The organism is Pseudomonas californiensis, from assembly GCF_021147775.1.
GTDB lineage: Bacteria > Pseudomonadota > Gammaproteobacteria > Pseudomonadales > Pseudomonadaceae > Aquipseudomonas > Aquipseudomonas californiensis.
Genome location: NZ_JAGTPK010000017.1, coordinates 86,814 through 112,792 on the forward strand (window position 1 = coordinate 86,814; position 25,979 = coordinate 112,792).

The 25,979-nt window shown below is 58.5% G+C and carries 21 protein-coding genes and 2 pseudogenes; 10 read left to right on the plus strand and 13 right to left on the minus strand.

The features are described 5' to 3' along the window. The first annotated feature begins 145 nt into the window (after nucleotides 1–145). The 4 genes from KDX37_RS17700 to KDX37_RS17715 all read left to right on the plus strand — a co-directional run bounded on the left by KDX37_RS17700 (nucleotide 146) and on the right by KDX37_RS17715 (nucleotide 6,573). Nucleotides 146–1,765 (plus strand): glucan biosynthesis protein D, encoded by a 1,620-nt coding sequence (locus KDX37_RS17700; protein WP_231654004.1) that lies wholly within the window; start codon nucleotides 146–148, stop codon nucleotides 1,763–1,765. A gap of 276 nt (nucleotides 1,766–2,041) precedes the next feature. Further along, on the plus strand, nucleotides 2,042–3,343 hold the full coding sequence (locus KDX37_RS17705; RefSeq protein WP_231654005.1) for a hypothetical protein: 1,302 nt from the start codon (nucleotides 2,042–2,044) through the stop codon (nucleotides 3,341–3,343). A gap of 10 nt (nucleotides 3,344–3,353) precedes the next feature. After that, the gene (locus tag KDX37_RS17710; RefSeq protein ID WP_231654006.1) at nucleotides 3,354–4,631 is read left to right on the plus strand and encodes a glycoside hydrolase 5 family protein; all 1,278 of its coding nucleotides are present in this window, start codon (nucleotides 3,354–3,356) and stop codon (nucleotides 4,629–4,631) included. Between the two features lie 58 nt (nucleotides 4,632–4,689). Further along, nucleotides 4,690–6,573, plus strand: a complete 1,884-nt coding sequence (locus tag KDX37_RS17715; RefSeq protein WP_231654007.1) for an acyltransferase family protein — start codon at nucleotides 4,690–4,692, stop codon at nucleotides 6,571–6,573. 354 nt (nucleotides 6,574–6,927) lie between these two features. Here the strand turns inward: KDX37_RS17715 and KDX37_RS17720 are convergent, their stop codons facing one another. The 4 genes from KDX37_RS17720 to KDX37_RS17735 are packed head-to-tail and all read right to left on the minus strand — an operon-like array spanning nucleotide 6,928 to nucleotide 11,756. Then, nucleotides 6,928–7,575: a response regulator transcription factor gene (locus KDX37_RS17720; RefSeq protein WP_231654008.1), complete on the minus strand. Its 648-nt coding sequence runs from the start codon at nucleotides 7,573–7,575 to the stop codon at nucleotides 6,928–6,930. Next, nucleotides 7,575–8,639, minus strand: coding sequence for a sensor histidine kinase (locus KDX37_RS17725; protein WP_231654038.1), 1,065 nt, complete (start codon nucleotides 8,637–8,639; stop codon nucleotides 7,575–7,577). The genes KDX37_RS17720 and KDX37_RS17725 overlap by 1 nt, the downstream gene beginning before the upstream one ends. Before the next feature lie 47 nt (nucleotides 8,640–8,686). Next, a complete protein-coding gene (locus KDX37_RS17730) occupies nucleotides 8,687–9,988 on the minus strand; it encodes an ABC transporter ATP-binding protein (RefSeq protein ID WP_231654009.1) in 1,302 nt (433 codons plus the stop codon). Between the two features lie 13 nt (nucleotides 9,989–10,001). Continuing rightward, nucleotides 10,002–11,756 (minus strand): ABC transporter permease, encoded by a 1,755-nt coding sequence (locus KDX37_RS17735; protein WP_231654010.1) that lies wholly within the window; start codon nucleotides 11,754–11,756, stop codon nucleotides 10,002–10,004. 273 nt (nucleotides 11,757–12,029) lie between these two features. Between KDX37_RS17735 and KDX37_RS17740 the strand changes: the two genes are divergently transcribed. Continuing rightward, on the plus strand, nucleotides 12,030–12,785 hold the full coding sequence (locus KDX37_RS17740; protein ID WP_231654011.1) for a substrate-binding periplasmic protein: 756 nt from the start codon (nucleotides 12,030–12,032) through the stop codon (nucleotides 12,783–12,785). A gap of 66 nt (nucleotides 12,786–12,851) precedes the next feature. Here KDX37_RS17740 and KDX37_RS29995 read toward each other — a convergent pair whose 3' ends face one another. The 6 genes and pseudogenes from KDX37_RS29995 to KDX37_RS17760 form a co-directional block, all read right to left on the minus strand. Then, nucleotides 12,852–13,715, minus strand: a complete 864-nt coding sequence (locus tag KDX37_RS29995; RefSeq protein WP_455127250.1) for a methyl-accepting chemotaxis protein — start codon at nucleotides 13,713–13,715, stop codon at nucleotides 12,852–12,854. Continuing rightward, nucleotides 13,710–14,774, minus strand: a pseudogene (locus KDX37_RS30000) (methyl-accepting chemotaxis protein); the annotation flags it as partial. The gene KDX37_RS29995 and the pseudogene KDX37_RS30000, both read right to left, overlap by 6 nt. A 182-nt stretch (nucleotides 14,775–14,956) precedes the next feature. Beyond that, the gene (locus KDX37_RS29780) at nucleotides 14,957–15,826 is read right to left on the minus strand and encodes a methyl-accepting chemotaxis protein (RefSeq protein WP_406646037.1); all 870 of its coding nucleotides are present in this window, start codon (nucleotides 15,824–15,826) and stop codon (nucleotides 14,957–14,959) included. Then, nucleotides 15,827–16,987 (minus strand): annotated as a pseudogene (locus KDX37_RS29785) (HAMP domain-containing protein); the annotation flags it as partial. Between the two features lie 353 nt (nucleotides 16,988–17,340). After that, nucleotides 17,341–17,562 carry a hypothetical protein gene (locus KDX37_RS17755; RefSeq protein WP_231654039.1) on the minus strand — a complete coding sequence of 74 codons (222 nt, stop codon included), beginning with the start codon at nucleotides 17,560–17,562 and terminating at the stop codon, nucleotides 17,341–17,343. A 111-nt stretch (nucleotides 17,563–17,673) separates the two neighbouring features. Further along, nucleotides 17,674–17,898: a DUF6555 family protein gene (locus KDX37_RS17760; RefSeq protein ID WP_231654014.1), complete on the minus strand. Its 225-nt coding sequence runs from the start codon at nucleotides 17,896–17,898 to the stop codon at nucleotides 17,674–17,676. A gap of 430 nt (nucleotides 17,899–18,328) precedes the next feature. Here KDX37_RS17760 and KDX37_RS17765 point away from each other — a divergent pair, with 430 nt between their 5' ends. Together KDX37_RS17765 and KDX37_RS17770 are read left to right on the plus strand one after the other, a co-directional pair. Then, nucleotides 18,329–19,210, plus strand: a complete 882-nt coding sequence (locus KDX37_RS17765) for a manganese catalase family protein (RefSeq protein ID WP_231654015.1) — start codon at nucleotides 18,329–18,331, stop codon at nucleotides 19,208–19,210. A 49-nt stretch (nucleotides 19,211–19,259) separates the two neighbouring features. Continuing rightward, a complete protein-coding gene (locus tag KDX37_RS17770) occupies nucleotides 19,260–19,454 on the plus strand; it encodes a hypothetical protein (protein ID WP_231654016.1) in 195 nt (64 codons plus the stop codon). Between the two features lie 129 nt (nucleotides 19,455–19,583). Here the strand turns inward: KDX37_RS17770 and KDX37_RS17775 are convergent, their stop codons facing one another. Then, nucleotides 19,584–20,099 (minus strand): DUF4142 domain-containing protein, encoded by a 516-nt coding sequence (locus tag KDX37_RS17775; protein WP_231654017.1) that lies wholly within the window; start codon nucleotides 20,097–20,099, stop codon nucleotides 19,584–19,586. Between the two features lie 290 nt (nucleotides 20,100–20,389). On the opposite strand from KDX37_RS17775, the gene KDX37_RS17780 reads away from it, so the two are divergent. The 3 genes from KDX37_RS17780 (at nucleotide 20,390) to KDX37_RS17790 (ending at nucleotide 23,432) form a co-directional block, all read left to right on the plus strand. Beyond that, entirely contained in the window at nucleotides 20,390–20,890 is a 501-nt protein-coding gene (locus KDX37_RS17780) for a CinA family protein (protein ID WP_231654018.1), read from the plus strand. A 152-nt stretch (nucleotides 20,891–21,042) separates the two neighbouring features. Continuing rightward, nucleotides 21,043–22,491: an iron-containing redox enzyme family protein gene (locus tag KDX37_RS17785; RefSeq protein ID WP_231654019.1), complete on the plus strand. Its 1,449-nt coding sequence runs from the start codon at nucleotides 21,043–21,045 to the stop codon at nucleotides 22,489–22,491. Continuing rightward, nucleotides 22,488–23,432, plus strand: coding sequence for a N5-glutamine methyltransferase family protein (locus KDX37_RS17790; protein WP_231654020.1), 945 nt, complete (start codon nucleotides 22,488–22,490; stop codon nucleotides 23,430–23,432). The genes KDX37_RS17785 and KDX37_RS17790 overlap by 4 nt, the downstream gene beginning before the upstream one ends. Nucleotides 23,433–23,437: 5 nt before the next feature. On the opposite strand, the gene KDX37_RS17795 is transcribed toward KDX37_RS17790, so the two are convergent. Continuing rightward, the gene (locus KDX37_RS17795; RefSeq protein ID WP_231654021.1) at nucleotides 23,438–24,508 is read right to left on the minus strand and encodes a WD40 repeat domain-containing protein; all 1,071 of its coding nucleotides are present in this window, start codon (nucleotides 24,506–24,508) and stop codon (nucleotides 23,438–23,440) included. Further along, nucleotides 24,505–25,854 (minus strand): CobW family GTP-binding protein, encoded by a 1,350-nt coding sequence (locus KDX37_RS17800; protein ID WP_231654022.1) that lies wholly within the window; start codon nucleotides 25,852–25,854, stop codon nucleotides 24,505–24,507. Before KDX37_RS17800 ends, KDX37_RS17795 begins: the two co-directional genes overlap by 4 nt. Nucleotides 25,855–25,979: the final 125 nt, after the last annotated feature.

Genomic DNA, 25,979 nt, shown 5'->3' on the forward strand with positions numbered 1-25,979 from the left:
TACAGGTCGGCGCTTTTTTTTGCACCTGTTTCCGAACCGGATCTCGTCTTTGTTATCTGTTGTGGGTAGTTTGCGTTCGGCAAGGAGTCGTTGGCGCGCCATTTTTTGTGCAGGACGCACAGAATTACTCAGAGGCTTCACCTTTATGAATCGCAGGAATCTCCTGAAAGCTTCCATGGCGTTGGCCGCTTACAGCAGCGTGTCGGCTTCAGGGCTTTTTGCTGCACGCGCACTGGCCGCAGCAGCCGATGGCGAAATCGAACACTTCGATTTTGCAGAGTTGCAAGCCCATGCCAAGAAGCTGGCGGGCAAAGGCTACGTCAGCACCAAGCAAGTGCTGCCACCCGTGCTGGCGAACATGACCCCGCAGCAGTTCAACGCCATTCGCTACGACCCGGCCCATTCGCTGTGGAAAGACGTCCACGGTCAGCTGGACGTGCATTTCTTCCACGTCGGCATGGGCTTCAAGACCCCGGTGCGCATGTACAGCGTCGACCCTCAGAACAAACAGGCGCGTGAGGTGCATTTCCGCCACGACCTGTTCAATTACGAGAGCAGCGGCATCGACAAGAACCTGGTCAAGGGCGACTTGGGTTTTGCCGGCTTCAAGCTGTTCAAGGCGCCTGAAATCGCCATCAATGACGTAGTCTCGTTCCTGGGTGCCAGTTACTTCAGGGCGGTCGACAGCAACAAGCAATACGGCCTGTCGGCGCGCGGTCTGGCAATCGACAGCTATGCCAAGCGTCAGGAAGAATTCCCTGATTTCACCAAGTTCTGGTTTGAAACTCCGGACAAGAATGCTACCCGCTTCGTGGTCTACGCCCTGCTCGATTCGCCCAGCGCGACGGGCGCCTACCGCTTTGACATCGATTGCCAGGCCGGTCAGGTGGTCATGGAAATCGATGCACACATCAATGCCCGGGTAGACATCCAGCAACTGGGCATCTCGCCCATGACCAGTATGTTCAGCTGCGGCACTCACGAACGCCGCATGTGCGACACCATTCACCCACAGATCCACGATTCGGATCGCCTGTCCATGTGGCGTGGCAACGGTGAGTGGATCTGCCGTCCGTTGAACAACCCGGTCAAGCCGCAGTTCAGTGCGTTCTCCGACACCGACCCGAAAGGTTTTGGTCTGGTGCAGAGTGATCACGAGTTCTCCAGCTATCAGGACACTGTGGTCTGGTACAGCCGACGCCCGAGTCTGTGGGTCGAGCCGATTACCGCGTGGGGTGAAGGTGAGGTCAGCCTGCTGGAGCTGCCCACCACCGGCGAGACGATGGACAACATCGTGGTGTTCTGGAAGCCGAAGACGCCGGTCAAGGCCGGGGATTCGATGAACTACGGCTACAAACTGTTCTGGAGCCCTCTGCCACCGGTCAGCACACCTCTGGCTCAGGTACATGCGACACGTTCCGGCATGGGCGGCTTCCTCGAAGGTTGGGCGCCGGGCGAGCATTACCCGAAAACATGGGCACGCCGCTTTGCGGTGGACTTCCATGGCGGCGGTCTGGATCGCCTGCCGGAAGGGACCGGGATCGAACCTGTTGTCACGGTTTCGCACGGCAAGGTGCAGGACTTCAACATCCTCGTGCTGCCGGATATCAAAGGCTATCGCATCACTTTCGACTGGGTGCCCGACAGCGATTCCGTGGACCCGGTAGAGATGCGTATGTTCATCCGCACTGCCGACCGCACGTTGAGTGAAACCTGGCTGTACCAGTACTTCCCGCCAGCACCGGACAAACGCAAATACCCGTAATGCGTTGATCATGGCCCCCACCCATGCGTGGGGGCCACTGCTGTTTCCCGCTACGACTCGCGCCGTATATCCATCGGATAACGTGCCAATCCTGACGAAATAATTGACAGTTTCCAGAACTGCGACTGATATACGTCTTGTCATGCCGTTGCGAGCGTTCGCTCCAGACCTCTCCCCACCCCCTTGGCTCACCCCGTCTCGACCCGTACATCGCGGTCGTCGGGCGGTAGCTTTGTCCGTTGAAATCAACCTGACGCATCTCAGAAGGCAGACCTCATGGAGTTGAATCCTGCGAGCAGCGGCGACGCAAGGCCGTCGCTCATTTCCTTTGATACCTCGACGATGGTGGTGCTGGTCGCCATCAGCCTGATTCTGGTCGAAACCTTTTCTGGCGCTCTGCGCTTCTACTTCGACAAGGCAGGCATCAGCCCGCTGCTCTATCTGCCCAAAGTGGCCTGTATTCTGCTGTTTGCATGGGAGCTGCGCACGTTCAAGGCGGGACAGTGGTTCTGGACCTTCATCATCGTGTGGGCAATTTCAGGCCTGCTGGCGCTGATGCACCGCGCGAGCCTGCAAAACCTTGCCTTCAGCCTGTTCGCGCTCAGCCCACTGGCGTTCGGGCTGGTATGCAGCAGGCACCTGCTTCATCGCCGCAAGCTGTTCTGCTGGGCGGTGGGCTTCTGTTTGCTGGCGTCGCTGGTGGGGCTGGCCCTGGACCGGTTCACCACCGTTCCCTGGAAAGGCTACAGCTACACCATGGGCGAGACCGAGCTGAGCGCCAACACCACCTGGAGCGCCGATGATGTGGACCGCATCGCCGGTTTCGCCAGGGTGTCCAACGTGCTGTCGATCATTATCGCTTTCTACACCCTGTACCTGTTCATGTTCCTGCGCTCGCGTCTGATGCTGACCGTGCTGAGCGTGGTTGCGCTCTGCGCAATCATTCTGACCACCAGCAAAGCGCCTGCCGGTGCGTTCATATTGACGCTCGGCCTGTTGCTGATTCAGCGGATGACCTGGACCTGCCGGGCCCTTTGCGTGCTTGTGGTCTCCATCGGTCTTTTGTTGCCGACGCTGGGCCTGATGCTGAGTTTCGATATGCGTACGGTCAGCAGCAGCGGCAGTTCGCTGGCCTCGCTGTATGACCGGCTGATCAATACCTGGCCCGATGTAATCGATGCCTTGAGCCGAGAGGGCTGGCTGCTGAGCGGCGCCGGCTTCGGCATGGTCGGCAGCACGATGGCGATCTTTCCGGTGGCAGGCGCCGGGATCTTTCTCGGTATGGACAGCACCGCTCTGTACTTGTGGGCCATGCTGGGCGTAGTCGGTGGTCTGCTTTATGCGCTGCAGATTCCGTTATTGTTCAAGCTGATCAGTGATGACAGCCGGATCGGCCGAATGCTGCTGTCGATCAGCCTCTGCTGGTGCTTGATCGGTTGGACCACCGACATGTTCGAGGTCGCGGTCGCCAACCTGTTTGCAGGCCTGGCCATCGGTTACGTGATCACTGCACGAAAGGCCGCAGCCAGTACCGTGTCGCCCGAGCTTCGCCTCGCGCCTTTTTCTGCGCTGCGCTGAGGAGGCTGCCATGAGTCTTTATGCGCGCCTGATGCTGTTGGCTGGCTTAATCTGTACGCCCGCAGCCCACGCCGAGGCGCCTTTCATCCTCGGTATTTCCACACACTTGATGAACTACGAACGGCCCGTCAGGCCGCCTTTGAAGCTGGCGGCCGAGGCGGGCTTCAATGCGGTCAAGGATGATGTGTTCTGGTCGACGGTGCAGCCCACCCCCAGCCAATGGCGCATCTTCCCGCAATGGCGTATTTACCTGAACACCGCTGAAAGCCTGAACATGAGCAGGCTGGCGATCCTCGGCTACAGCACTTGGTTTCATGACAACGCAAAGCCGCGAACACCCGCACTGACCCAGGCATTCCTGGCCTACGTGGACTACGTCACGCGTCAACTGGGCAACCATGTCAGCTATTACGAGATCTGGAACGAGTGGGACCTCGAAGCACCCAAAGATCGTCAATCAAGCGTTGATTACGCTGCGCTGGTTCGGCGGACCGCTCCGGTGATTCGCAAGAACACGCGACGGGTGAACGGCATTCCGGCAAAGATTCTCGCCGGGGCAGTCACACCCGACGGCATGAGGTTCGGCTTTGTCGACAGCCTGATCGACAGTGGCGCACTGGACATGGTCGACGGTCTGTCGGTGCATCCGTATGCCCATTGCTCGGACGAGAACACGCCTGAGGCGTGGTTGGGCTGGATGAGCCGCTACGAACAGTACGTTCGCAACAGAGCCGGACGCGACGTGCCGATCTATCTCACCGAAATGGCCTGGCCCAGTCATAAAGGTCACTGCGGCAACAGCGAGGCCACTCAGGCGCTGTACATGGCGCGGATTTTCTTTCTCGCACGCACCGTGCCCAACGTCAAAGGCATGTGGTGGTACGACCTGTACAACGATGGACCGAACCCGCGCAATCAAGAACACAATTTCGGCATTCTCAACGAAGACCTTTCACCCAAACCGGCTTACACCATGGCCAAAGCCATAGCGCCTGTGGTGCGCGACTTCACTTATGACGCCCGGGCAAGCGTTATCGGCGATGGTGTTTACCAGTTGTACTTCAACAAGGGCAAAGAGCGTGTCCTGGTGGCGTGGACGACCGGCGAGCCTCGTCCGGTGCAGATCACTGCCAACGCTTCTTTGAAAGGCCCGGTACGCCTGATCGACACTATCACGCCCGACAAGGGACAGATCGCCAGCGGCGCGGCGTGGGTTTGCCAGAGCGATCAATGCTCGGCGTCGATCCCGCTGACGCCCTATCCCAAGCTGATCCGGCTGACCCCTTAGGCCAGCCATTCGCAATCAATTCTGCACCCTCCGATTCTCCAACGACCGGCACCTCTCCATGGACTTCAGAAAAGACATCAATGGCCTGCGCGCCATCGCGGTTATCGCCGTGCTGCTGTTCCATTTTCGCCCCACCTGGCTACCCGGTGGGTTTGCGGGCGTGGACGTGTTTTTCGTGATCTCGGGCTATCTGATCACTGGCATCATCCTGCGCGGCATGAAGGCTGGCAGCTTCAGCCTGACAAGCTTTTACGCCTCAAGAGCGCGCCGTATCGTTCCGGCGCTGGCGGTGGTGTGTTTCACACTGCTGCTGTTGGGCTGGTTCTATTTGCTGCCGCTGGACTACAGCGCACTGGGCACACACGTCGCCAGCACCCTGGGCTTTGTCTCCAACTTCGTCTACTGGCGCGAGACCGGGTATTTCACCGCCAACGCCCATGAAAAATGGCTGTTGCACACCTGGTCACTGTCGGTCGAATGGCAGTTCTACCTGCTTTACCCCGTTGCGCTGTTGGCTCTCAGGCGTTTCGTGGCGCTGCATCAGTTGCGTTGGTGGATTCTGGGGGCATGCCTGGTGGGCTTTGCCGCATGCGTGTTCGCCTCGTTGCGCTGGCCGGAACCTTCGTTCTATCTGCTGCCAACCCGAGCCTGGGAGCTGCTGCTGGGCGGCGTGGCCTGTCTGTTCCCTTTCCAGCTCGCCACCGTGCAACGGCGCATCCTCGAAGGGACCGGAATCATACTGATCCTGGCCAGCTTCACGCTGATCTCGGCGCGGGACGTCTGGCCGGGCTATCTGGTGCTGATGCCGGTGCTGGGCGCTTTCGCGGTCATTGTGGCGGCTCGACAGGACTCGCTGCTGACCAGCAATGCGCTCTCGCAACGGATCGGCAAGCTGTCCTATTCGCTGTACCTCTGGCACTGGCCGGTGGTGGTGCTGATGAATTACGCCGGCTGGCTGGGCGAGACGCGCAACGTCTTGCTGGGCCTTGCTGTTGCGCTCGTGTTGAGCGCTGCATCGTACTGGCTGATCGAGAAGCCAGCCGGCGCGCCGCGACCAGCACACCGCTGGACCTTTGCCAGGCTCGGCACGCTGATCACGCTGGTGTTCATGGGCGGCACCGCAGTCAGCGCCACTCAGGGCATGGTTTCGCCGTTGCGCTCGATCAGCCAGTCCGACAAGGCGCAGTTCATTCAGGAGTACGTCGACCGTCAGCACAATCTGTACGAACCTTACTGGCTGAAGTGCGACGCGTTTTCTGCGTTCACCCAGCGAGGTCAGTCAGCTATCGATCCGTCCTGCACCCGCAAACAAGGCGAAGGCGGCGTCTTCCTGTGGGGCGACTCCCATGCCCAGGCGCTGTCGCTCGGGCTGCGAACGCAACTGACGCCAGGCACGCCGTTCTATCAAGTGGCTTCAGCGGCCTGTCGTCCCGGCCTGCAGGCAGATCCGCGACGTGCTTCGCCCACCAGCACGGCGTGCAACTACTCCAACAGCCTGGCGCTGCACAGCATCGAAACGCTGCACCCGGACATCGTGGTGATTGCGCAAAAGGACGGCCACGACAAGACCGACTGGAACGACATCGCCCTGCGACTCAAGGGCTACGGCGTGAAACACATCGTGTTGATCGGACCCGTCCCGCAGTGGAGCCCTTCGCTGCCCAGCGTGATCGCCAACCGGCATTGGGGTTTGAACGAATCACACATCAGCGACCCCGCGCTGGATCAAAGCCTGATGGCCGTCGACCTGGCAACGCGTCAGCTTGCCAAATCGGCTGGCATTCAATTCGTGTCCCTTCTCGACAAACTGTGCATCGCCGAGGCCTGTCTGGTGAGGCTGGAAGAAAACAACTCCCTGCTGCAGATCGACTCGGGACATTTGAGTTCAGAGGGTTCGCGCTACGTCGTCAAACACTACGTACTGCCGCAGTTGGTGAATTAGTACGGTCTGTACCGCTGTGAGCGTGCCAGGTTTCGCGCTCGGTACAAGGCAACTTGCGCTGATTCCGCTCACGAAATGAGGGCCTGATGAGCCCTGAATAGGGTTGTCGTCATCGGGGACAAGAACCAATGTTTACTTCTCAACCATAGGTCTGCAGCGTAGACAAGCTCATCAGGAGTGTTGGCATGGCCTCGCCTGTCCTGTTTTTCCACGTGGAATCAGAGCTGATCAACCAGCTGGCACGCCCGGCTGACTCTACAAAGACAAATCCCGCACAGTTCTCGTGGCAGTGAGCTTGCTCGCGAAAGCGGTTGAACGAACGACACATCTCCAGCGGATGCACCGGCCTTTTCGTCACACTCCAGACTTGTCCACACCCTGAAGGCGCTCGGAGAATCTGACCAGGTCGGCCAGGGAATCGGCTTCCATCTTGCGCATCACTGAACCACGGCGGACTTTGACCGTGATTTCACTGACGTTCAAGCGTGCCGCGATCTGCTTGTTCAGCAAGCCTGTAACCACCAGTTCCATCACCTGCTGCTCACCCTGATTGAGGCTCGCATAGCGCCGTCGCAATTGCGCTTCGACGGCGGCTGCCTGGCGGTTGCTGCGATCACGCCCCAAACCTTGCTGCAGGGCATCCAGCAGGTCCTGCTCACGAAACGGCTTGGTGAGGAACTCGACCGCCCCGGCCTTCATCGCCCGTACCGACATGGGAATGTCGCCATGCCCGGTGATGAAAACGACCGGCAGGTTAATGCCCGATCTGACCATCTGCTCCTGGAAATCCAGACCGCTCATGCCCGGCATGCGGATATCCAGGATCAGGCAGCCTGGAGCGTCGGGGCGGGATGCCTCCAGAAACTGCTGGGTCGAACCGAACAACTGACAGCGCAGCCCGACCGATGCGAGCAAATCCTCAAGCGATGTACGCACCGACAGGTCATCGTCGATCACGAAAATGATCGGTTCTTCCTGAGGTGTGACGAGGACATTGGTCATCAGGTATCCATCTTTCCGGTGGGTAGCGTGAATTGAAACGTGCAGCCGATCGACGGGTTGGCTGTCATCCAGATACGTCCGCCGTGCGCCTCGATGATCGACCGACTGATTGCCAGGCCTATCCCCATCCCCTCCTCCTTGGTCGTGTAGAAAGCGTCGAAAATACGCTCGACGTTTTCAGGTGACACGCCCGCGCCGTTGTCGCGCACCGAAAACTTCACCTCACCGCCTGCGTTCCAGTCCACCGAGACCTCCAGCCGGGCCTCTCCCGGTTCGACCTTTTTCATCGCGTCCACGGCATTGAGCATCAGGTTCAGCAACACTTGCTGGACCTGCACCCGGTCAGCCAGCAGCGGCGGAAGACCCTCAGGCACATCCACCGTCAGCGTGACGCCCTGCTCATCGATTTCGCTGTGCGCCAGCGACACGATCTCTTCCACGGTATCGGCCACGCTGATCCATTCCTTGTGCGCCGATGAGCGCTTCGCCAAAGCACGCACGCGCACAATGATGTCACCGGCGCGGTTGGCGTCACTGATCATACGCTCCACCGCTTGCCTGGCCTTGGTCAGGTTGGCAGGTTCTGCCGCCATCCAGCGCAGGCTGGCGTTGCCGCTCATGACGATGGCCGAAAGCGGTTGATTGAGCTCGTGGGCGATAGACGCCGTCAGCTCACCCAACAGGTTGACCCGGGCAATCTGGGCAAGCTGTGAGCGTGTTTCGTGGACGCTGCGGATGGCCACCGCCATGCGCAGCGCCAGGTAGGTGGCCATGGCGATTGCTGCCAGGCTGATGATGCAGTTGATCAATGCTGCCTCGCTGCCACGCGAGGTGGTCAACTCGTAGCTGATCACCGTCAGCGCCATGCAGACCAGCGCAACCGCGACCACACCGACAGCCGGCAGAAACCGGACCGCCATCAGCACCACGGCAATCTGGAAAACCCCCACGGCGATTTCCAGGTCGGTCAGGGTGTCGGCAATGGCAATGACCAGCGCCAGTCCCAACAGGGCAACCAGCCTGATTGCCATCGCCGCCTTGCCAAAGGATTCAGGCTCGCGCATCTGCAACATCTCGCTCGTTCAATGGGCCGGAGTATGTCGTACAAGTCTCAGGAAGGGTTATCCAGACTGAACTGATCGGCCAACTCATCGTAGGCGAACAATTCTGCATAACGTCCCCACTGCGTGACTGAATCCAGGGTCTGCCGTGCATCGCCTTCAGACATGAAGTCTTCCAGCTCGTCACGAAAGCGTCGCGCTGGAGCGGTATGGGTAGGCCGATCATCCAGCACCCGGCGAATATGCGTCACCAGTGGCACGAAGCTCAGCAGGTGCAGGGCAAACAATTGTTTACGCTCGTCCACATCCGACAGCGCATAGCGTCGCGCCGCAGGCAGCAGCCGAATGTCACCGCCCTTGAGCTCAGCGAACCGCAGCAACTGCAAAACTTCAGCAATCGGGAACAGCGCGTCCGCATTGTAATGCAGCGCGTTGGCCAGTTCCGGCAGGTCCGCCTTGGTGCTGTAGGGCGGCGCATGAATCGCTTCGATCAGACCGGCCAGCGCGTTGGTCGATACATGCGGCAACACCATGCCCAGACCGGTGCCCGGGAAAATTCCCTGGCGGATTTCGCCAGCGTCGCTGTCCTGCGTCATCAGCACGTAAATCTCTTCGACCAGCGCCTGAAAGGTCGGGTCCTGACGGTTGCGCGGCTGCGGCAGATCAACCTTTATTTCGCTGATCACGCGTCCAGGATTGGAGGAAAACAGCAGGATGCGATCACACATCAACACTGCTTCGGCAATGTTGTGCGTGACCATCAGGATCGACTTGATGGGCATGCGGCCTTCGCTCCACATGTCCAGCAGGTCGGTGCGCAGGGTCTCGGCCGTCAGCACGTCGAGCGCTGAAAACGGCTCGTCCATCAGCAGCACGTCCGGATCGATTACCAGTGCCCGGGCCATGCCTACGCGTTGCCGCATGCCACCCGACAGCTCTTTGGGATAGGCGCTTTCAAAACCGTCCAGGCCAATCAGGTCGATGGCCGCCAACGCGCGCTTGCGGCGCAGCGGCGCAGGCACGCCTTGAGCCTCCAGCCCGACCTCGACGTTCTCAAGCACCGTCAGCCACGGAAACAGCGCGAAGCTCTGAAACACCATGCCCACCGACATCGCATGACCCTGCACGCGATTGGGGAAAATCACGTCGCCTTCAGTGGGCTTCACCAGCCCGGCAATCGAGCGCAACAGGGTTGATTTACCCGAGCCGGAGCGCCCCAACAGCCCGACGATTTCGTTTTCGTTGAGCGTGAGCGTCACGTCATCCAGCACCAGGCGCTCTTTGCTCGCCTTGCCATAAACATGCCGAACCTTCCGTACATCCACCAGGCAACGCTTTTCGACAGCCATCATAGTGGCGCCCTCCTCAATCAAGACTCATGCGTCGTTCGGCAAACCCGTACAGCGGGCGCCAGAGCAACCGGTTGAACGCAATCACGAAGACCGACATGACAACGATGCCCAGTGCGACGCGTGGGAAATCACCCGCCTGGGTGGCGTTGGCAATGTAGGAGCCCAGCCCGACGGCCTGCAGATGCTGATCGCCCCATGACACGGCTTCGGCGACGATACTGGCGTTCCACGAACCGCCCGACGCGGTCAGCGCGCCGGTGATGTAGTAAGGGAAAACACCGGGCAAGGCGACACGACGCCACCACTGCCAGCCGCGCATGTTGAACATGCTGGCCGCCTCGCGCAGATCGGTCGGCAAAGCGCTGGCACCGGCAATCACGTTGAACAGGATGTACCACTGTGTGCCCAGCACCATCAGTGGCGACAGCCAGATGTTCGGGTTCAGGTGCAGGCCAACGATGGCGACCACTGCCACCGGAAACAGTACGTTCGCAGGAAAGGCCGCCAGAAACTGTGCAATCGGTTGCAGCCGCTCGGCCCACAAAGGACGCAAGCCGATCCACACTCCGATGGGAACCCAGATGACACTGGCGATCACGATCAACGCGGCGACGCGCAGCATGGTCGCCAGCCCCAGCCCGAACGCAGACACCAGATCGCTCATGCCCAACGACGTTTCGATGAAGCGAAACAGGTAGACGCTGCCGGCCAGGCAACCCGCCATCACCAGGCCCAGCCAGATAATATCGGTCAGGCGGATAAAACCGGGCGTAGGGCTGACTTTCCAGAACTTGGGCAAGACCCGCCAGTTGATCAACATCAGGCCTTTCCAGGGCGCGGCCAGCACGGCGCCCAGCAGCGAGACCAGACGAGAGCGGCCCATCAGGCTGTACATCCACGAGCGTGGCCGTTTCTGCGACGCGGTCTGCTCGAAGCGAAACTTGTCGGCCCACGCCACCACCGGCCTGAACAGCAACTGGTCGTAAGCCAGGATCACCAGCGCCATGGCGCCGACTGCCCAGGCGATTGCCGCCAGGTTTTTCTGCTCGATGGCCAGCGCCAGCCAGGAGCCAATCCCCGGCAGATTGACGGTGGTATCACCGACCGAAATCGCCTCGCACGCCACTACGAAAAACCACCCACCGGACATCGACATCATCATGTTCCAGACCAGCCCGGGAATGGCGAACGGCAGTTCCAGCCGGGTGAACTTCAACACCGGGGAAAGCCCGAACTGGCGGCTGACTTCGTCCAGATCAGCAGGCACAGTGCGCAACGACTGATAGAAACTGAACGCCAGGTTCCAGGCCTGACTGGTAAAGATCGCAAAGATGGCTGCGCACTCGACACCCAACTGGCGCCCCGGAAACAACCCCATGAAAAAGGTCACGGTAAAGGTCAGAAAACCCAGTACTGGAACGGACTGCAGAATATCGAGAGCCGGAACAATCAATGTTTCTGCCTTGCGACTTTTTGCCGCCAGCGTTGCAACAATAAAGGTAAAGATCAGCGACGCACCCAAAGCAATGAACATGCGCAATGTCGTGCGAAGTGCATAATCAGGAAGTTGCCATGGGTCCAGTGTCACCGGGTGTGATTCCAACTGCGCCAGCGGCTGAACCATTTGGTCGATACCGTATAGACATAACCCTGCAACCGCCGCGAGTATCAACATGCACAGCACATCGGCCCAGTACGGCATGGCCCGCCGCGCAGCGCTGTATCGCGCGCCCCGCAGGCTTTTATCGGATTCAAGAAATGAATGCATGGCTGACCTCGAACGGCTGCGGACAGGCGAGTGCGTGCCGCCTGACTATTCAGATGACGACAAGGGTTTAAAGAAGGTAGCCACTCAACAATGGCAGCCCGGCGATTGAGTGAAAGCTTATCGATTTTCCACGCAGGTTTGAAACCTGCAAAAGTAGATGATGTATATCTGAAGGTATGACTGTTATATACCAAGGTATATAACCTGTATTGAAAACCGATTTTCGTAGACGCTGGCTATTCTGTGACCGTGACGTTGAAAGGATGCTGAACAATGATGTTTCGTTTTCTGATCATGATCTGTGCCCTGCTGTTACAGCTGTCGTCCGGCATGACGAACGCGCAACCCTATGTGGCGGGAGGCACCGACTGGCGGCCGTTCAGTTATACGAACGAACACGGTGAGTTACATGGAGTGTCCGTCGATATTGCCCGCCAGGCGCTGAAGCGAGCCAATATTGAGGCGCGCTTTGTGTCCTACCCAGTCAATCGTTTGCAGGCAATGCTGCACAGGGGCGAAGTCGACATCAACTATGCGGAGTCCCCGGCATGGACCAGCCCGGAAAACCGGAGCCGCTACGTGTTTTCCGTACCGTATCTGACCGTGCAGGAGCATCTGTACTTTCTGGCCGACGACCCAAATATCAAAACGCCCATCACACAGTTGCAGGGCATGACCATCGGTGTGGTACGCGGCTACACCTACCATGTGCTGGACGCCGCCGTGCAGGAAAAGCGCATCACTCGTCTTGAGACATCAAAAGACCTCGTGCTGCTTGAGCTTCTGCGAAACAAGCGGGTCGATGCAGTGGCGATGGTCGATGATCTCTACGATTTTCTGGTCGCCACTCACCAGATAGACCCCGCCAGCTTTCGTCAAGGTGCCCAACTGAGTGCCGCACCACTGTGCATCATGTTGCTGAGCAAGCATGCGAATCTGTTACCCGGCATCAACGCCGCGATCATCGACCTGCAGCGACGAGGCGAAGTGAAGCGCGTGCGTGAGTTGTACAGAACTCCGCCACGCTGAAGCGTCATCAAGAAGTGAAGCATGGCGGTGACACACAGGCCCGCCATGCTCCACTCAATCCGGATATCAGACGCGGAAGTGGCTGACCATCATCTGCAATTGACCACCCAGACGCGCCAGCTCAACACTTGAGGCGGCGGTTTCTTCGCTGGCTTCGGCGGTCTGCTCGGACACGTCGCGAACATTCACAATGCTGCGGCTGATCTCGTCAGCCACCGAACTCTGTTGTTCGGCAGCGGCGGCGATCTGCTGGTTCATGGCCTGAATGCTCGACACCGTGCGGGTGATGCTGTCCAGCGAGACGCCCGCCTTGCGCGTCAGCTCGACGCTGCTGTCGGTCAAGGTACGGCTGCCGATCATGATCTCCGACACCTGACGGGTGCCGTTCTGCAATGCGGCGACCAGGCTTTCGATTTCTTCGGTCGACTGCTGAGTGCGCTGCGCCAGGCCACGCACTTCGTCGGCCACCACGGCAAAACCCCGCCCGGCTTCACCGGCGCGCGCAGCTTCGATGGCCGCGTTGAGCGCCAGCAGGTTGGTCTGTTCGGCCACAGCCTTGATCACATCCATGACCTTGCCGATCTTGTCGCTTTCCTGCTCCAGCACGTTCATCGCATCAGTAGAACGAACCACCTCGCTGGCCAGCCGTTCGATCTGCTGAATGGCCTCGCCCACCACCTTGTCGCCCTCGCGGGCCTGCTTGTCGGCGTCAGATGCGGCAACAGAAGCTTGCTCGGCGTTGCGTGCCACTTCGTGCACGGTAGCGGACATCTCGTGCATGGCCGTGGCCACCTGATCGGTTTCGACCTTCTGACTGTTGACGCCGGCACTGGTCTGTTCGGTGACGGCCGACAGCTCTTCGGCGGCGCTGGCGATCTGCGTCACGCCATCGCGAATGCCCGAGATCAGATCGCGCAGGGTTACGCCCATGCGCTGAATGCCTTGCTGCAACGTGCCCAGCTCGTCACGACGGGTAATCACCATCGTGTGCGTCAGGTCGCCAGATGCGATGCGCTCCACGATGGCCAGTGTTTCGCGCAATGGATGGGTGATCTGGCGCGTGATGATGGCGGCGGCAAAAATGCCCAGCACCATGACCAACAGAACGCAGCCAATTTGCAGATTGCGAGCGTGGGCGGTGTCGGTTTTGCCCATCTGCATCTGAATGGCGTAAAGCTCATCACCCAGCTTGACGATATCGGCACCTTGCGTGGTCAGGTCCTTGCGAATCTCACCAGCGGCCTGGGTGCTTGCCCGATAGGCTTCTACCGAGCTGCGATAATTGCGCAGGGACGTTTCCAGTTGGGCGATTCTGACCGCGTTGGCGGCGCCGAAGCTCGACTTGAATGTGTCGAGATGGCTGAGCGCTGTATCGAGCTGTTGAAAGGCCAGCTTCTCGGTCTTGTCATCGGGCTTGCCGGTGTAGCCGCGTACTTCGTAGCGCACCAGGATCAGGTCCTGACGGGCCATATTGACCAGTTGGCTGAGCTCGAAACGGGACAGGTCGGATGGGTCCATCTGCAGCACCACGTCGTTCAGGGATTCAATCGACTTCGACGCCACGGCGGCATTGGCATCCATTTCCCCTCGCACCCTGGCATTGGCCTGATAGGCCGCGCGCATGCGGTTCAGCGAGGCCTCATAGTCACGAGTGACGTCAGCCAGTTGGCTCAGAGGCTTCAGATTGACCGGGTTGCTGAAACTGTCGAGCAACGACTGCTGCTTCGCCTTGAAGACATCCAGCTTGCCTTGCATGTTCTGCGCTGCGGTCTCGTCACCGTCGGTGAGCATGTATTGCAGACGTGCGATTCGCAGGTTGGTGAGTTTGTCGCTGAGTTCAGTGATGTCGCCTATTCGGTCGGTGCGGAAAATGAGTTTGTCGAGGCTGGTCCAGCCGACAAACGCGAGGATGGCAGTGAAAAAAAGGACGGTACCAAAGCCCAGCGCCAACTTCATGTTGACGCTGATATTTGCAAAGCTGCTGCTCATGAGATCTCCTGAATGTGCTTTTTATGCGCATCGAACAAGCTGAAGATTTGTTTTTATGAACAGCAAACCCGCGCGCTAGAGCTATCGGCAGGCTGCGGGGAAAACTTGACCAAAAAGACGACATGCGTAAATCACGTCCTGAATCACGACAGAACGGGGCGCGACTGGCGCCCCGTTTGCTATCAGGCGCCCAGTTTGAAGCGCGAGACAACGTTGCGCATGTCGCTGGCGACTCGAGCCAGTTCGTCAGCGGTAACCGCATTGTTTTCGATGCCCAGCATCAAGGTCCCCGAGCTGTTGCGGATCTCCATGACGTTACGGTTGATGTCTTCGGACACGGCATGCTGTTGCACAGCCGCACTGGCGATCTGGGTGTTCATTTCCACGATCCGCTCAACGCCCTGGCTGATGCTGGTCAGGCTGCCCGACGCCTCGCTGGCAGCGCTGATGCACGCCTGGGCCTTTTGCTGACCGGCTTGCATCTGCTGCACAGCCGCATCGGTAGCGCCCTGCAACTGCTGGATGATGTTGCGGATTTCTTCGGTCGACGCCTGGGTACGCGATGCCAGGGTGCGGACTTCATCCGCCACTACGGCAAACCCGCGGCCCTGCTCACCGGCACGTGCCGCTTCGATGGCCGCGTTCAACGCCAGCAGGTTGGTCTGATCGGCAATGGTGCTGATGACCTGAATGACGCCACCGATTGACTGGCTGTGCAAGGCGAGCGCCTGGACTTTCTGAGCGCTGAGTTCGACTTCTTCGGCCAACGCCTGAATCGTCGTATGGGCTTGATGCATGATGCGCAAACCGTTACGCGATGCGGTGTTGGCTTCGTCGGCCGCCAACGCAGCGCCTTCAGTGTTCTGTGCAACGTCAGCCACGCTGGTGGTCATCTCGTTGATGGCGGTCGCTACTTGCTCGGTTTCAGCCTGCTGCGCATTCATCGACTGCTTGGCCAGACTGATCGAAGTGCCCAGCCGCGCCGCCACCTCGGACAACTCGTGAGACGTGCTGTCCATGTGCGTGATGGAACCCGAGAAGGCTTCAGCCATAAGGTTCAAGCCGTTGCCGATGTCAGCCACCTCATCCTTGCTCGCAACCTGCACGCGGGCGCTCAAGTCACCCTCAGCCAGACGGCGCGTGACCGCAAGCAGGCCATCGATCGCCATGCGCAAGGCGCGATAGATGCTGCAAAACGCGTAGAGCAACAGCAGGCCCATTATCACGCACATGGCGGTGACAATTTCGCGTTGCAGCAGCAGCGCGTCGTAACGCGAGTCCAGCTCGTCTTGCAGGGCGGTCTGGATTTCGTCTTGTGCCTTGTAGAACCCAGCCACAACAGCGTTACCGCGGCTGCTCAACGCGGAGCCTTGAGAAGCCGAAACTTCTGTACTTTTTACATAGGCCTGGAGGTCATTACGCAAGCTGTCCAGCGCAGCAATGGCGGTCACCACTGGCGCATTGACGCGCTCGCTCAGCTCAGGTGCGCGGCGCTTGAGCAGACGCATGCTTTGCTCCAGCTCCAGACGGTTCTGCAACTCTTGCTTCAACAGACCGTCGAGCGAGCTGCGCATCGTCGGGCTGAGACTCTGACCCGCACTCAAGCCGCCGGCAATGCCGCGGATCTGGCCAACAACGTTGATCTCGCGTGGCAGGCGGATGGTGCTCAGGTCGATCAGAAACAGCGACGCATAGTCTTCATCCAGCACCAGGCCGGACGTTGCCGATACGTAATAGATAAAGTTGAGGGTCTGGGTCAGTTGGTCGTTCCACTGGGCAAACAGCTCATCCTGGGAGATGCCCGGTTTTACACCGTCCATCAGCGTCCGCGCACCATCACGCAGGCGCTGCACCCGGCTTTCGGTTTCCAGCGAACGACCCAGGCGCGCATCGGCATCGGCCAGCGTGCCGAGCGCTGTTTCCAATTGGGTCCGGTTGCTACTTACGTCCTGGGCGGCTGATGCGTCGCCTGCAACCAGTCTGTTGGTCAATGCACGTTGCAACATGGACAGGCGCAACACAGGGGTGACTACGTGCAGGTATTCACGACCCACACGCTCTTGGGCGACGGTGTCGATACTGGCGTTCAGGCTATTGAATACACGCATCCCGAGCACAAGCAGCGGAATGACGATAATGATGGCTAATACGGCAAATTTGGCAGGGAAACGCAGGCGGTTCGTGAGGTAAATACCTGGCGAAAGGATGTTCATATGGTTCTCGTTATAGTGGGAAAGCCTGATCCGGTTCTGAACTCCTTTCGTTGCATCTCTACAGGTCGTTGGTTGCTCTTGTGGCCCTGAAAGCTGCGTCCTCTTGCATGAAGGCACTGTGACATCACTTCAGAGCAAACCCCTCATCAAGAAGTTCAATGGGGGTCATGCAGCTGATGCCGAGCCATCGGCTCCTCCATAAGAAACATGAGGAAACAAATAGGGGCGGAAGAGAGAGTGGGTTGCGTGCGAGGCGCCTGATTTTCAGGTAGCTGTTTGATTGCAAACGATATGCAGGCGGGCGACAGGTATTTTTGCGTCACGTTGACGCAGGTCGTCGGAATGTCAGGGAATCACGCCCCTGAATTGGCCTTGGTGCCGTCCCGATTCTTTTTCAGGCCCCTCAGGTTGATCACGCACAAGAAAATTTGCAGGACGATAAGCGCGTAAGCCTCGGTATGAAGCCCCCAGATCACCCAGAGAAGATTGCTGAAGGTAAAACACCAGAAGGCAAACATGCGTTTTCCGGGCTGCTGAGACCCGATATACCAAGCCGCCAGCACAGTCACAGCCATTGCTGGCCATTGGATCAGATCTATCACATCACCTCCATTCACCAGCGTGCGACATCAGAACTGCACGTGGGTGAACGTTCGTTTCCTCGAGACCTGTCCGAAGGTATTTCCTCAAGCCCTCGTCCATTCGACATTCGACAAGCCAAGCTTTTCGGCTTGAGGCTTGCTCAGTTTGGGTATCGGATCGGAGCGATACTTGGGTATCGCGCCAAACCCTGCATCGACCGTTGCCCAGTGCCAGGCTTCACGGTTATCCATGTCGACAGCTCTGATGTAAAAAGTCTTGTAGCTGCCATGCAGCAGGTAATCGATCCGGTAGTGCTTTTCTGTCGCCATTTTTTTACTCCTGCTGTATTCACACGCAATACAGATATTTCCTGGTCCAGAAAATTCCAACTTTCTGACCTTCTGTAGCGCAACATCATATAGCCAGTATTCAAGGACTCATTGCTGACCATGAACACTGCTTACTGATTAATAGGCAACTTTAATACGTCACCGATTAATAGAAGCGCTGACAAGCCAAACGCTGCAGCGCCACAGCCCTTGGTTCATGGGCGCTGGCAAACCAGATGAGGATTTATTTCAAATCAGCTGTAAATAATAAAATTCTATCGAACTAACTTTTTGGCACCGTTCATCCCGTAACGCAGCTTTTTTAACAACGTTTCCGGTGGGCCTTCTCTCATAACTAGTGACTGCGTAACACCAGGACTGTCACGTACGGCAGCCTGTCCCAAAAGAGAATCAGCCTGAGGAAACGCATATGTTCATGCATAACAAACGACTTCAGTACACCGTTCGCGTCGCCCGGCCAAATCCCGGTCTAGCCAACCTTCTATTGGAACAATTTGGCGGCGCTCAGGGAGAGCTTGCCGCCGCAGGCCGCTATTTCACCCAAGGCCTGAGTGAAGATGATCCAGGCCGTAAAGACCTGCTGATGGACATCGCGACTGAAGAACTCAGCCACCTTGAAATCGTCGGCTCGATCATCGTGATGCTTAACAAGGGCGCCAAGGGTCAACTGGCCGAAGGCGTGGAAGAAGAAGGCGAGCTGTACCGGGCCATCAACGGCGCGGGCAATGATTCGCACATCACCAGCCTGCTCTACGGCGCAGGTGCACCTCTGGTGAACTCGGCAGGCGTGCCGTGGACAGCCGCTTACATCGACACCATTGGTGAACCCACCGCTGACTTCCGCTCGAACATCGCCGCCGAGGCGCGGGCCAAGATTGTCTACGAGCGCTTGATGAACGTGACGGACGATCCCGGCGTGAAAGAAGCGCTTGGGTTCCTGATGACACGGGAAATTGCACACCAGCTGTCATTTGAGAAAGCCCTGCATGCCATCCAGCCAAACTTCCCGCAAGGCAAGTTGCCGGGCATGCCAGAGTTCACCAACAAGTATTTCAAAATGTCCGAAGGGCCAAACGTGCGTGGCGCCTGGAACCAGGGTGCCGAGTGGGACTATGTGGAAAACCCACAGCCAGCAGTGGACGGCGGCGACGGCTCCGCTTCTGTGACGCTGAATGCCGAAGACACCACGGTACTCGAAGCCATGAAAACCAGAACCATGTCGGACCCAACGGCCAACCCCGTGACCGGTGCAGACCTCGGTTCCGGTCTGGGCAAACGTTCAGACACCTGAGACGCGGCATCCACATCGTCGTGCCCTGTATCAATCAGGAGAAACATTGATGAACAAGACAGCAATACCCATGGATGTCTTGCATGGCAACGACAAGCCTTCATCGGTTGATGGGGTATTTGTCCAGCACCTGCAAGCCTTCGAAACACAGGCGCGATTTGCGCGTGAGAGTTTTCTTGTGATGATGGCAAATACTGAAGTTGAAGCCGCGACGTTGCGGGAGAGACAGTCATCAGGACGGTGACTGCTGAGGCGCCAGGGAAGGCTCCACTTTATTGATTCATGTGTTGCAGGTTAATCAGTCTGACGGCACACCGGATGTGCCGCATGACGTGGGCCTGTAAAAGCCCTCCCGCCATGCGGTTCGTTTACATCACTGCTTGGCAGCATCACCGCCGTGGGCGGCAGCCAGTTTCTTGGCTTCTGCGAGGTGAGCCTTGAGCTTGGGCAGTGTGGCCTCAGCAAATGCCTTCAACTCTGCATCCTTGCCACTTTTTACTTCTTCCTCAAACAGCTCGATAGTCTGCTCGTGCGCTTTGACCTGATTGTTGGCATAGGCCTGGTCAAACGATTTAGCACTACGCAAATCAAGGATCATCGCCTTGGCTTTATCCGCCAGCGTAGCATCGTCGGAAACATTCAGATTCTTCTGTTTGGCAATCTCTTGAAGCTTCTGGTTAGCTTGTGTGTGGTCAGCTTCCATCATCTTGGCGAATGTTTTCACGTCCGCCGAAGTGCCCTTTTCTTCTGCAAGCCTGGCAGCCTGGATTTCCGCCACACCTTTGGCTGATGCGTTATCTACAAACTCTGCAGGATCAGCTGCACTTGCGAACTGGCTGCCGACCGAAAGTACAACGGCAAGAGCGCTCATACGAAAATAGTTAGTCATCTTCGATCATCCTTTTTCATGGGTGAGAAACGTCATCGTCAACGACGACACACACTTACGACCCAACCCTTAAATCTGCGTTCAGCCTTTTTCACGAACGGCTGATACTTGAGCGAACGAGCGGCAAATCGTCCGTCCTTGTGCTTTTTTCCGGAACAGCGCTGGACACTTTTTGTCCATCTTTACAGCCCTCGGGTGAGCTTCGCTGGTGTAACCGGCTTTCTCAAACACACTCCAGACACCGATGGCACAAACGCCTCATGACGAGGCAAGCCGCAAAGAGAAACGTCATGAAGACTGTCGAACACGCCGTGTCTTATCTGGGCGAGCAGAAGTTACTGTTAGCCACCGCAGAATCCTGCACAGCAGGCGAAATAATCACGCTTATCGCACAGGTGCCCGGCAGCGGCGCACTGATCGAATGCGGCTACGTTGTGTACTCACCCGAAGCCAAACAGCGATTGCTGGGTGTCAGCCCAAGAACCATCGAGCAGTTCAATCTCACCAGCTGCGAAGTGGCCCGTGAGATGGCAATTGGCGCACTGCGCGACAGCTGTGCAAACGTTGCTGTCGCCACCACCGGGATCTGTGGACCAGACGATGTCGATGGAATACCGGCAGGTACGGTGTGTTTTGCGTGGGGCTTCGTGCATGAGGGACGCACCAGCATTTTTACCCGCAGGCACCGCTTCTTTGGCGCGAGAGAAGTCGTCCAGCACAAGGCTGCACTGCATGCGCTGGAGCATATCGAGAGTTTCCACAGACGCATGTTGAACGGCGAGTCGGCGTAATTGAATGACCGGCCATTTATCGGTCGTCGACAAGAAACGATGAATTTTATCGAAGGCTCGGCACTCCCTTCTCTATAGAACAACAGAACAGCACAACAGAAAATCTCGCGCGGCAGTGTCCCTCGTGATTTTCACTGCCGAGGTAAATGTTTATGACGTCTCTTCAACTGATGACCGGCAATGCCGTCGTCAAGCCTGTCGTCGAAGAAGCCCGATCCCGGAATCTCTACCAGTCATGGATGAGTGAAGGTTCGGCTGATCCTCATCAGGATGCAGTCGCGTTTTTGAATCAGTGCCTCGCCTTGGCAGATCATGAGCCCTGCGAGCTTCCCGCCCAGCCGGATGCGCTGGAGCAGTGGATAGAACATAACGTCGGGCATGTGGCCGATCAATATGCGGTTTACCTCGAGCAGCGCCGCGCAGGCCAGCCTCGGCGCTTTTTCAAAAGCAAAGCCCATGCGATGTATTTCCTGCAGCACGTTGCGCCCACCAAACTGGTCGACGGCGCCTGGTTATACGGCCTGCTGCCGCATTGGGCGGACTATCGTTTTCACGGCCTGATACGCACCTACCTCGAAGAGTTGGGCGACGGTGAACAGGCACAGAACCATGTCTCGCTGTATCGCAAGCTGCTGGCCGATCTGGATTGCGACACCAGCGCGCCGTTGCATGACGATGCCTATCTGCAAGGTGCTATTCAGCTGTCGCTGGGACAGATGAGCGATCAGTTTCTGCCTGAGGTCATCGGTTACAACCTGGGCTACGAACAGCTGCCACTGCACTTGCTGATCACCTCTTTCGAATTGAACGAGCTTGGTATCGACCCGTACTACTTCACCCTGCACGTGACCATCGACAATGCCAGCACCGGTCACGCCCGCAAAGCCGCGCAGAGTGTCATGGAGCTGCTGCCCGTGGGCGAAGAACGCGAGGCGTTCTATCGACGCGTGATCAGCGGCTACAAGCTGAATGAGCTGGGCATAGGGTCTTCGGCGGTGATCCAGTCATTCGATCTGGAGCAGGAAGTGGTGGCCATGCTTGAACGCAAGCGCACCTTCGGCCAGCACATGCACTCCGACTATTGCCGACTCGATGGCAAGACCGTCAATGAGTGGCTGGCACGGCCGGATCAGATCCCCGAGTTCCTTGAAGTGCTGCAAAACCGGGGCTGGATCAAACGTCATCAAGACCCTGTGCACAGCCGTTTCTGGCAACTGTTCGAGGGTGCCGGTGCGCCAATGTTCGGGGTCTTCAACGGTTACGAAAAACAACTGGTGCATGACTGGATCGCAGGTGACTGGCTGGCCGATGGCAGCGCGCAAACCACCGCTGGCAAGCGCCTGCCCGAGGCCTTCCGCTCGAGGTTTCGCAATCTGCCCAACGCCCAGCCATCAGCCGTCCCTGGCGCACATGCCGCGAAGGATTTTGACCCGGATCTGCGTGAACTCCACAGGAAGCTGGAGTCGGCCACCGCTACAGAAAAGATGGCCATTCTGATCGAAAGCATGTCGCCCGCCCGCCATGCGTCGGCTGCTGGCCTTTACGCAACCCGCTTGTTTGTCACGACCATGGCCGAGCGACTGACCGGAGTTCACGCATGACATCCTCCCTGCCGGACAGCGCCGCGCTGATTACACTGTCCCGTCATCTGAAAGCCGGTGGTTACCGGTTCATCACGCCCACCCCGCTCACCCACCGGCACGTCAACGAACGTGAAGCCAACCGGACAGCGTCAACGCTGCGCGATGTGTTTGGCTGGAGCCGTCTGATCCCGGAGTCGCTGATGCCCGCGTCCGAGGCCGAAGGGCTGCGCGACGCCGGGATTCTGGAGCGTTATGAAGCAAGCCTGAAAAGTCGCGTCAGGTTTTCAAGCCTCGATGACCTGTTGCTGGTGCACTCGGCGTTCCCGACCACTGATGAAGACTCAGTGTTTTTCGGGCCGGACACCTACCGGTTTGCGCAATCGATCAGCCGACACCTGCAAAGCACTACGCACCCGATCGATCGTGCAGTCGACATTGGTTGTGGCACAGGCGCCGGAGCCATGCTGGTTGCCAAGGCCCGTCCGCAGGCGCAGGTTTACGCGGTGGATATCAACCCAAGGGCATTGCATTTTGCTCAGGTCAACGCCACCTGCGCCGGGCTGGATAATATGGATTGCCGACACAGCGATATCCTCGCCAATGTGGAAGGCAGCTTCGATCTGATCGTGGCCAACCCGCCGTACATGAAAGACAACCAACGCCGTGCTTATCGTCATGGCGGCGATGCGCTGGGCGCCGATCTTTCGGTGCGTATCGTGCACGAATCGCTGGACCGCCTTACGCCTGGCGGCTCGCTGGTGCTGTACACCGGCGTGGCCATGGTCGGCGAGCGCGATCCGTTCTTTGCTGCGGTACATGGCGACATAGATCACAAGGCTCTGGCCTGGACTTACCGCGAATTGGACCCGGACGTGTTCGGCGAGGAGTTGCTGGAAGACGGCTACGAGGATGTCGACCGCATCGCTGCGGTCGAGCTGATCGTCACCCGGCGGACCTGAGGCCGTTATTCCGCGAACTCTGTGGCAGTGGACTGAAGCTGCGCGCTGGTGGGCACCGCGCACAGCTTCAGGCTGCCCTGCTGATCACCGACCGCAATGACCCGGTCGTCATGGCTCCAGGCGATGGACGATACCGCTGCTCGATTGTGCAAGCCCGCCAACGGTTGAGCGCGCCCTGCGTCAAACACGAACACCAGGCCGTCCTGGCCTGCACTGGCCAGCCGATGATCCTTGTGACTGAAGGTCAGCGCGTTGACCGTTTTCTCATGCACGGGCAGCATTATCGGCTGGGTGTTTTGCGGCCCTGCCCCAGTGCAGTTCCAGATCACCACCATGCCGCCGCTGGCCGTGCCGAACCAGGTGCTGTCTGCGCTCCAGGTCATGTGCCTGACTTTTGCCGGATAGCCACTCATCTGGAAATCTTCCCCGCTGTCCAGATACCAGAGATGCACGGCACTGCCCTGACAGCCTGTCGCCACGAACCGTTGGCTGGGGCTGATGGATACACCCAATAAAGAGTCCTTCCAGGCAAAAAAACGTTGCGGTTCGCTATGCTCGACCGACCACTGCGCCACACCGCCGTAGCAACTGCTGAACAGGCGGCCATCGGGCAACCAGTGCAGCCCGGTCACGGTGCCCGCGACTGCTTGCAGACGTTGAATCAATTCGCCTTGCATGTTCCAGACGGTGACCTGCGCCCCGCAGGCTACCGCCAACAGGCCGTCAGCGCTCCAGCTCAGGTTTTCTATCCAGTCGTTGCCAGCCTCCAGTCGATGGACGAGCGTACCCTCGCGCGCATTCCATAACGCCACGCCGCCAGCCTGCCCCGCCGTGGCGAGCAGGCTGCCATCCGGTGACCACTGCACAGCGCTGGCATCCATACCGTGTGCAGCCGTCTGCCACAGCACTGTGCCATCCAGCGAACTCATGACCGCCACGGAACCGTCTGCATAGGCAGCAGCGATCAACAGGTCGTCACCCGACCAGCCAAGCGCATTGATACGCTCGTCGCCTTGCTGCTGCCATAACGTCGGCAAACGCAGCACTGCATCAACGTTCTCGTCGATATCTGTCATGCCCGGCAAGCCTCCAGCCCTTTGCTCAGCGCTGCGCGGTCCAGGTTGCGACCGATGAACACGATCTGGCTTTCACGTTTTTCGCCTGTCTTCCAGCGTCGATCCGGCCCGCCATCCAGCAGCATATGCACCGCCTGGATGACGAAGCGCCGGTCTTCACCTGCGATGTCGAGAATGCCCTTGGTTCGAAGCATGTCCTGGCCGTTGGCAGCCAGCAACGGCCCCAGCCAACGGTTGACCTTGTCTTCGCTCAGCGCACCGGTAATCGTCAGGCCGACCGAGCTGATGTCCTCGTCGTGGGTATGGGCTGCTGCGTAGTGCCGCTCTAGGATAATCGGAACAGGCTGGCCGTCGCGCTCAATGCGCAGGTCAAACTCTTGCGCGCCGTGTTCGGTGAACAATGCGTAGAAACCGTCAGCCGGAATCACCAGCTCAACGCACTTTTCGCTCCCCTCTTCCGGGACTTGCAGGTTGCCAACGCCACGTCCAGGGATCAACCGGGCGCCGGTCAGCGACCGTTTGCGATCGCGCGCAAACGCCTTGTCTGCGGTATCAACCGCCTTGCGCAGATCTTCTTCGGTATCGTCGCGCAGGGGCAGCAGCAATGCACCAATCAACGGATCAGGCCCTGCGCCGTAGCGCAATTGAGCAACCCCGGCTGGCAACCGCACGATGGCAGCCCATTCAAACGGGTATTCCTTTTCCAGAAACCCCGGACGCTGGGCCAGCATCTTCTCCAGATCGAATCCGCCCACACCGAGCACGCTCGGGATATCCACTTCGGCGTTCACACTGCGGTGAAAGGTCGCCAGTGCGTTCATTTTCCGTAGCCGGGCTTCGAGCTCATCAAGCTGCGCTGCGTCCACCAGATCGGTCTTGTTGAGCAGAATCACATCAGCGAACGCGATCTGCTCCCGCACTTCGGCCATGCCGTCCAGATGTTGAAGCACATGCCTGGCATCCACCACGGTCACGATGCCGTCCAGCCGCAACGCTTCGCGTATTTCGTCATCGACAAAAAATGTCTGGGACACCGGACCCGGGTCTGCCATGCCAGTGGTCTCGACAATGATGTGGTCGAAGCGATCACGCCGACGCATCAGGTTGGTCAGGATGCGGATCAGGTCGCCACGCACCGTGCAACAGATGCAGCCGTTGTTCATCTCGAAGACTTCTTCGTCGGCATGGATCACCAGCGCGTCGTCGATGCCTATTTCGCCAAACTCGTTTTCGATCACGGCGATACGCATGCCGTGCTGGCGACTCAGGATATGGTTCAGCAGCGTGGTTTTGCCGGCGCCCAGAAAACCGGTCAGCACTGTCACGGGAATACGAGCATCCGACATGGGAACGACCTCTTTGATCAATGGTGAACGGTCAATTCAGCGACGCTGATTCTTGACCCTGAAATGTTATGTTATAACACAAACATTCATTCCTTGATGCAGTCTCCAAAGCGGCCACCCACCTC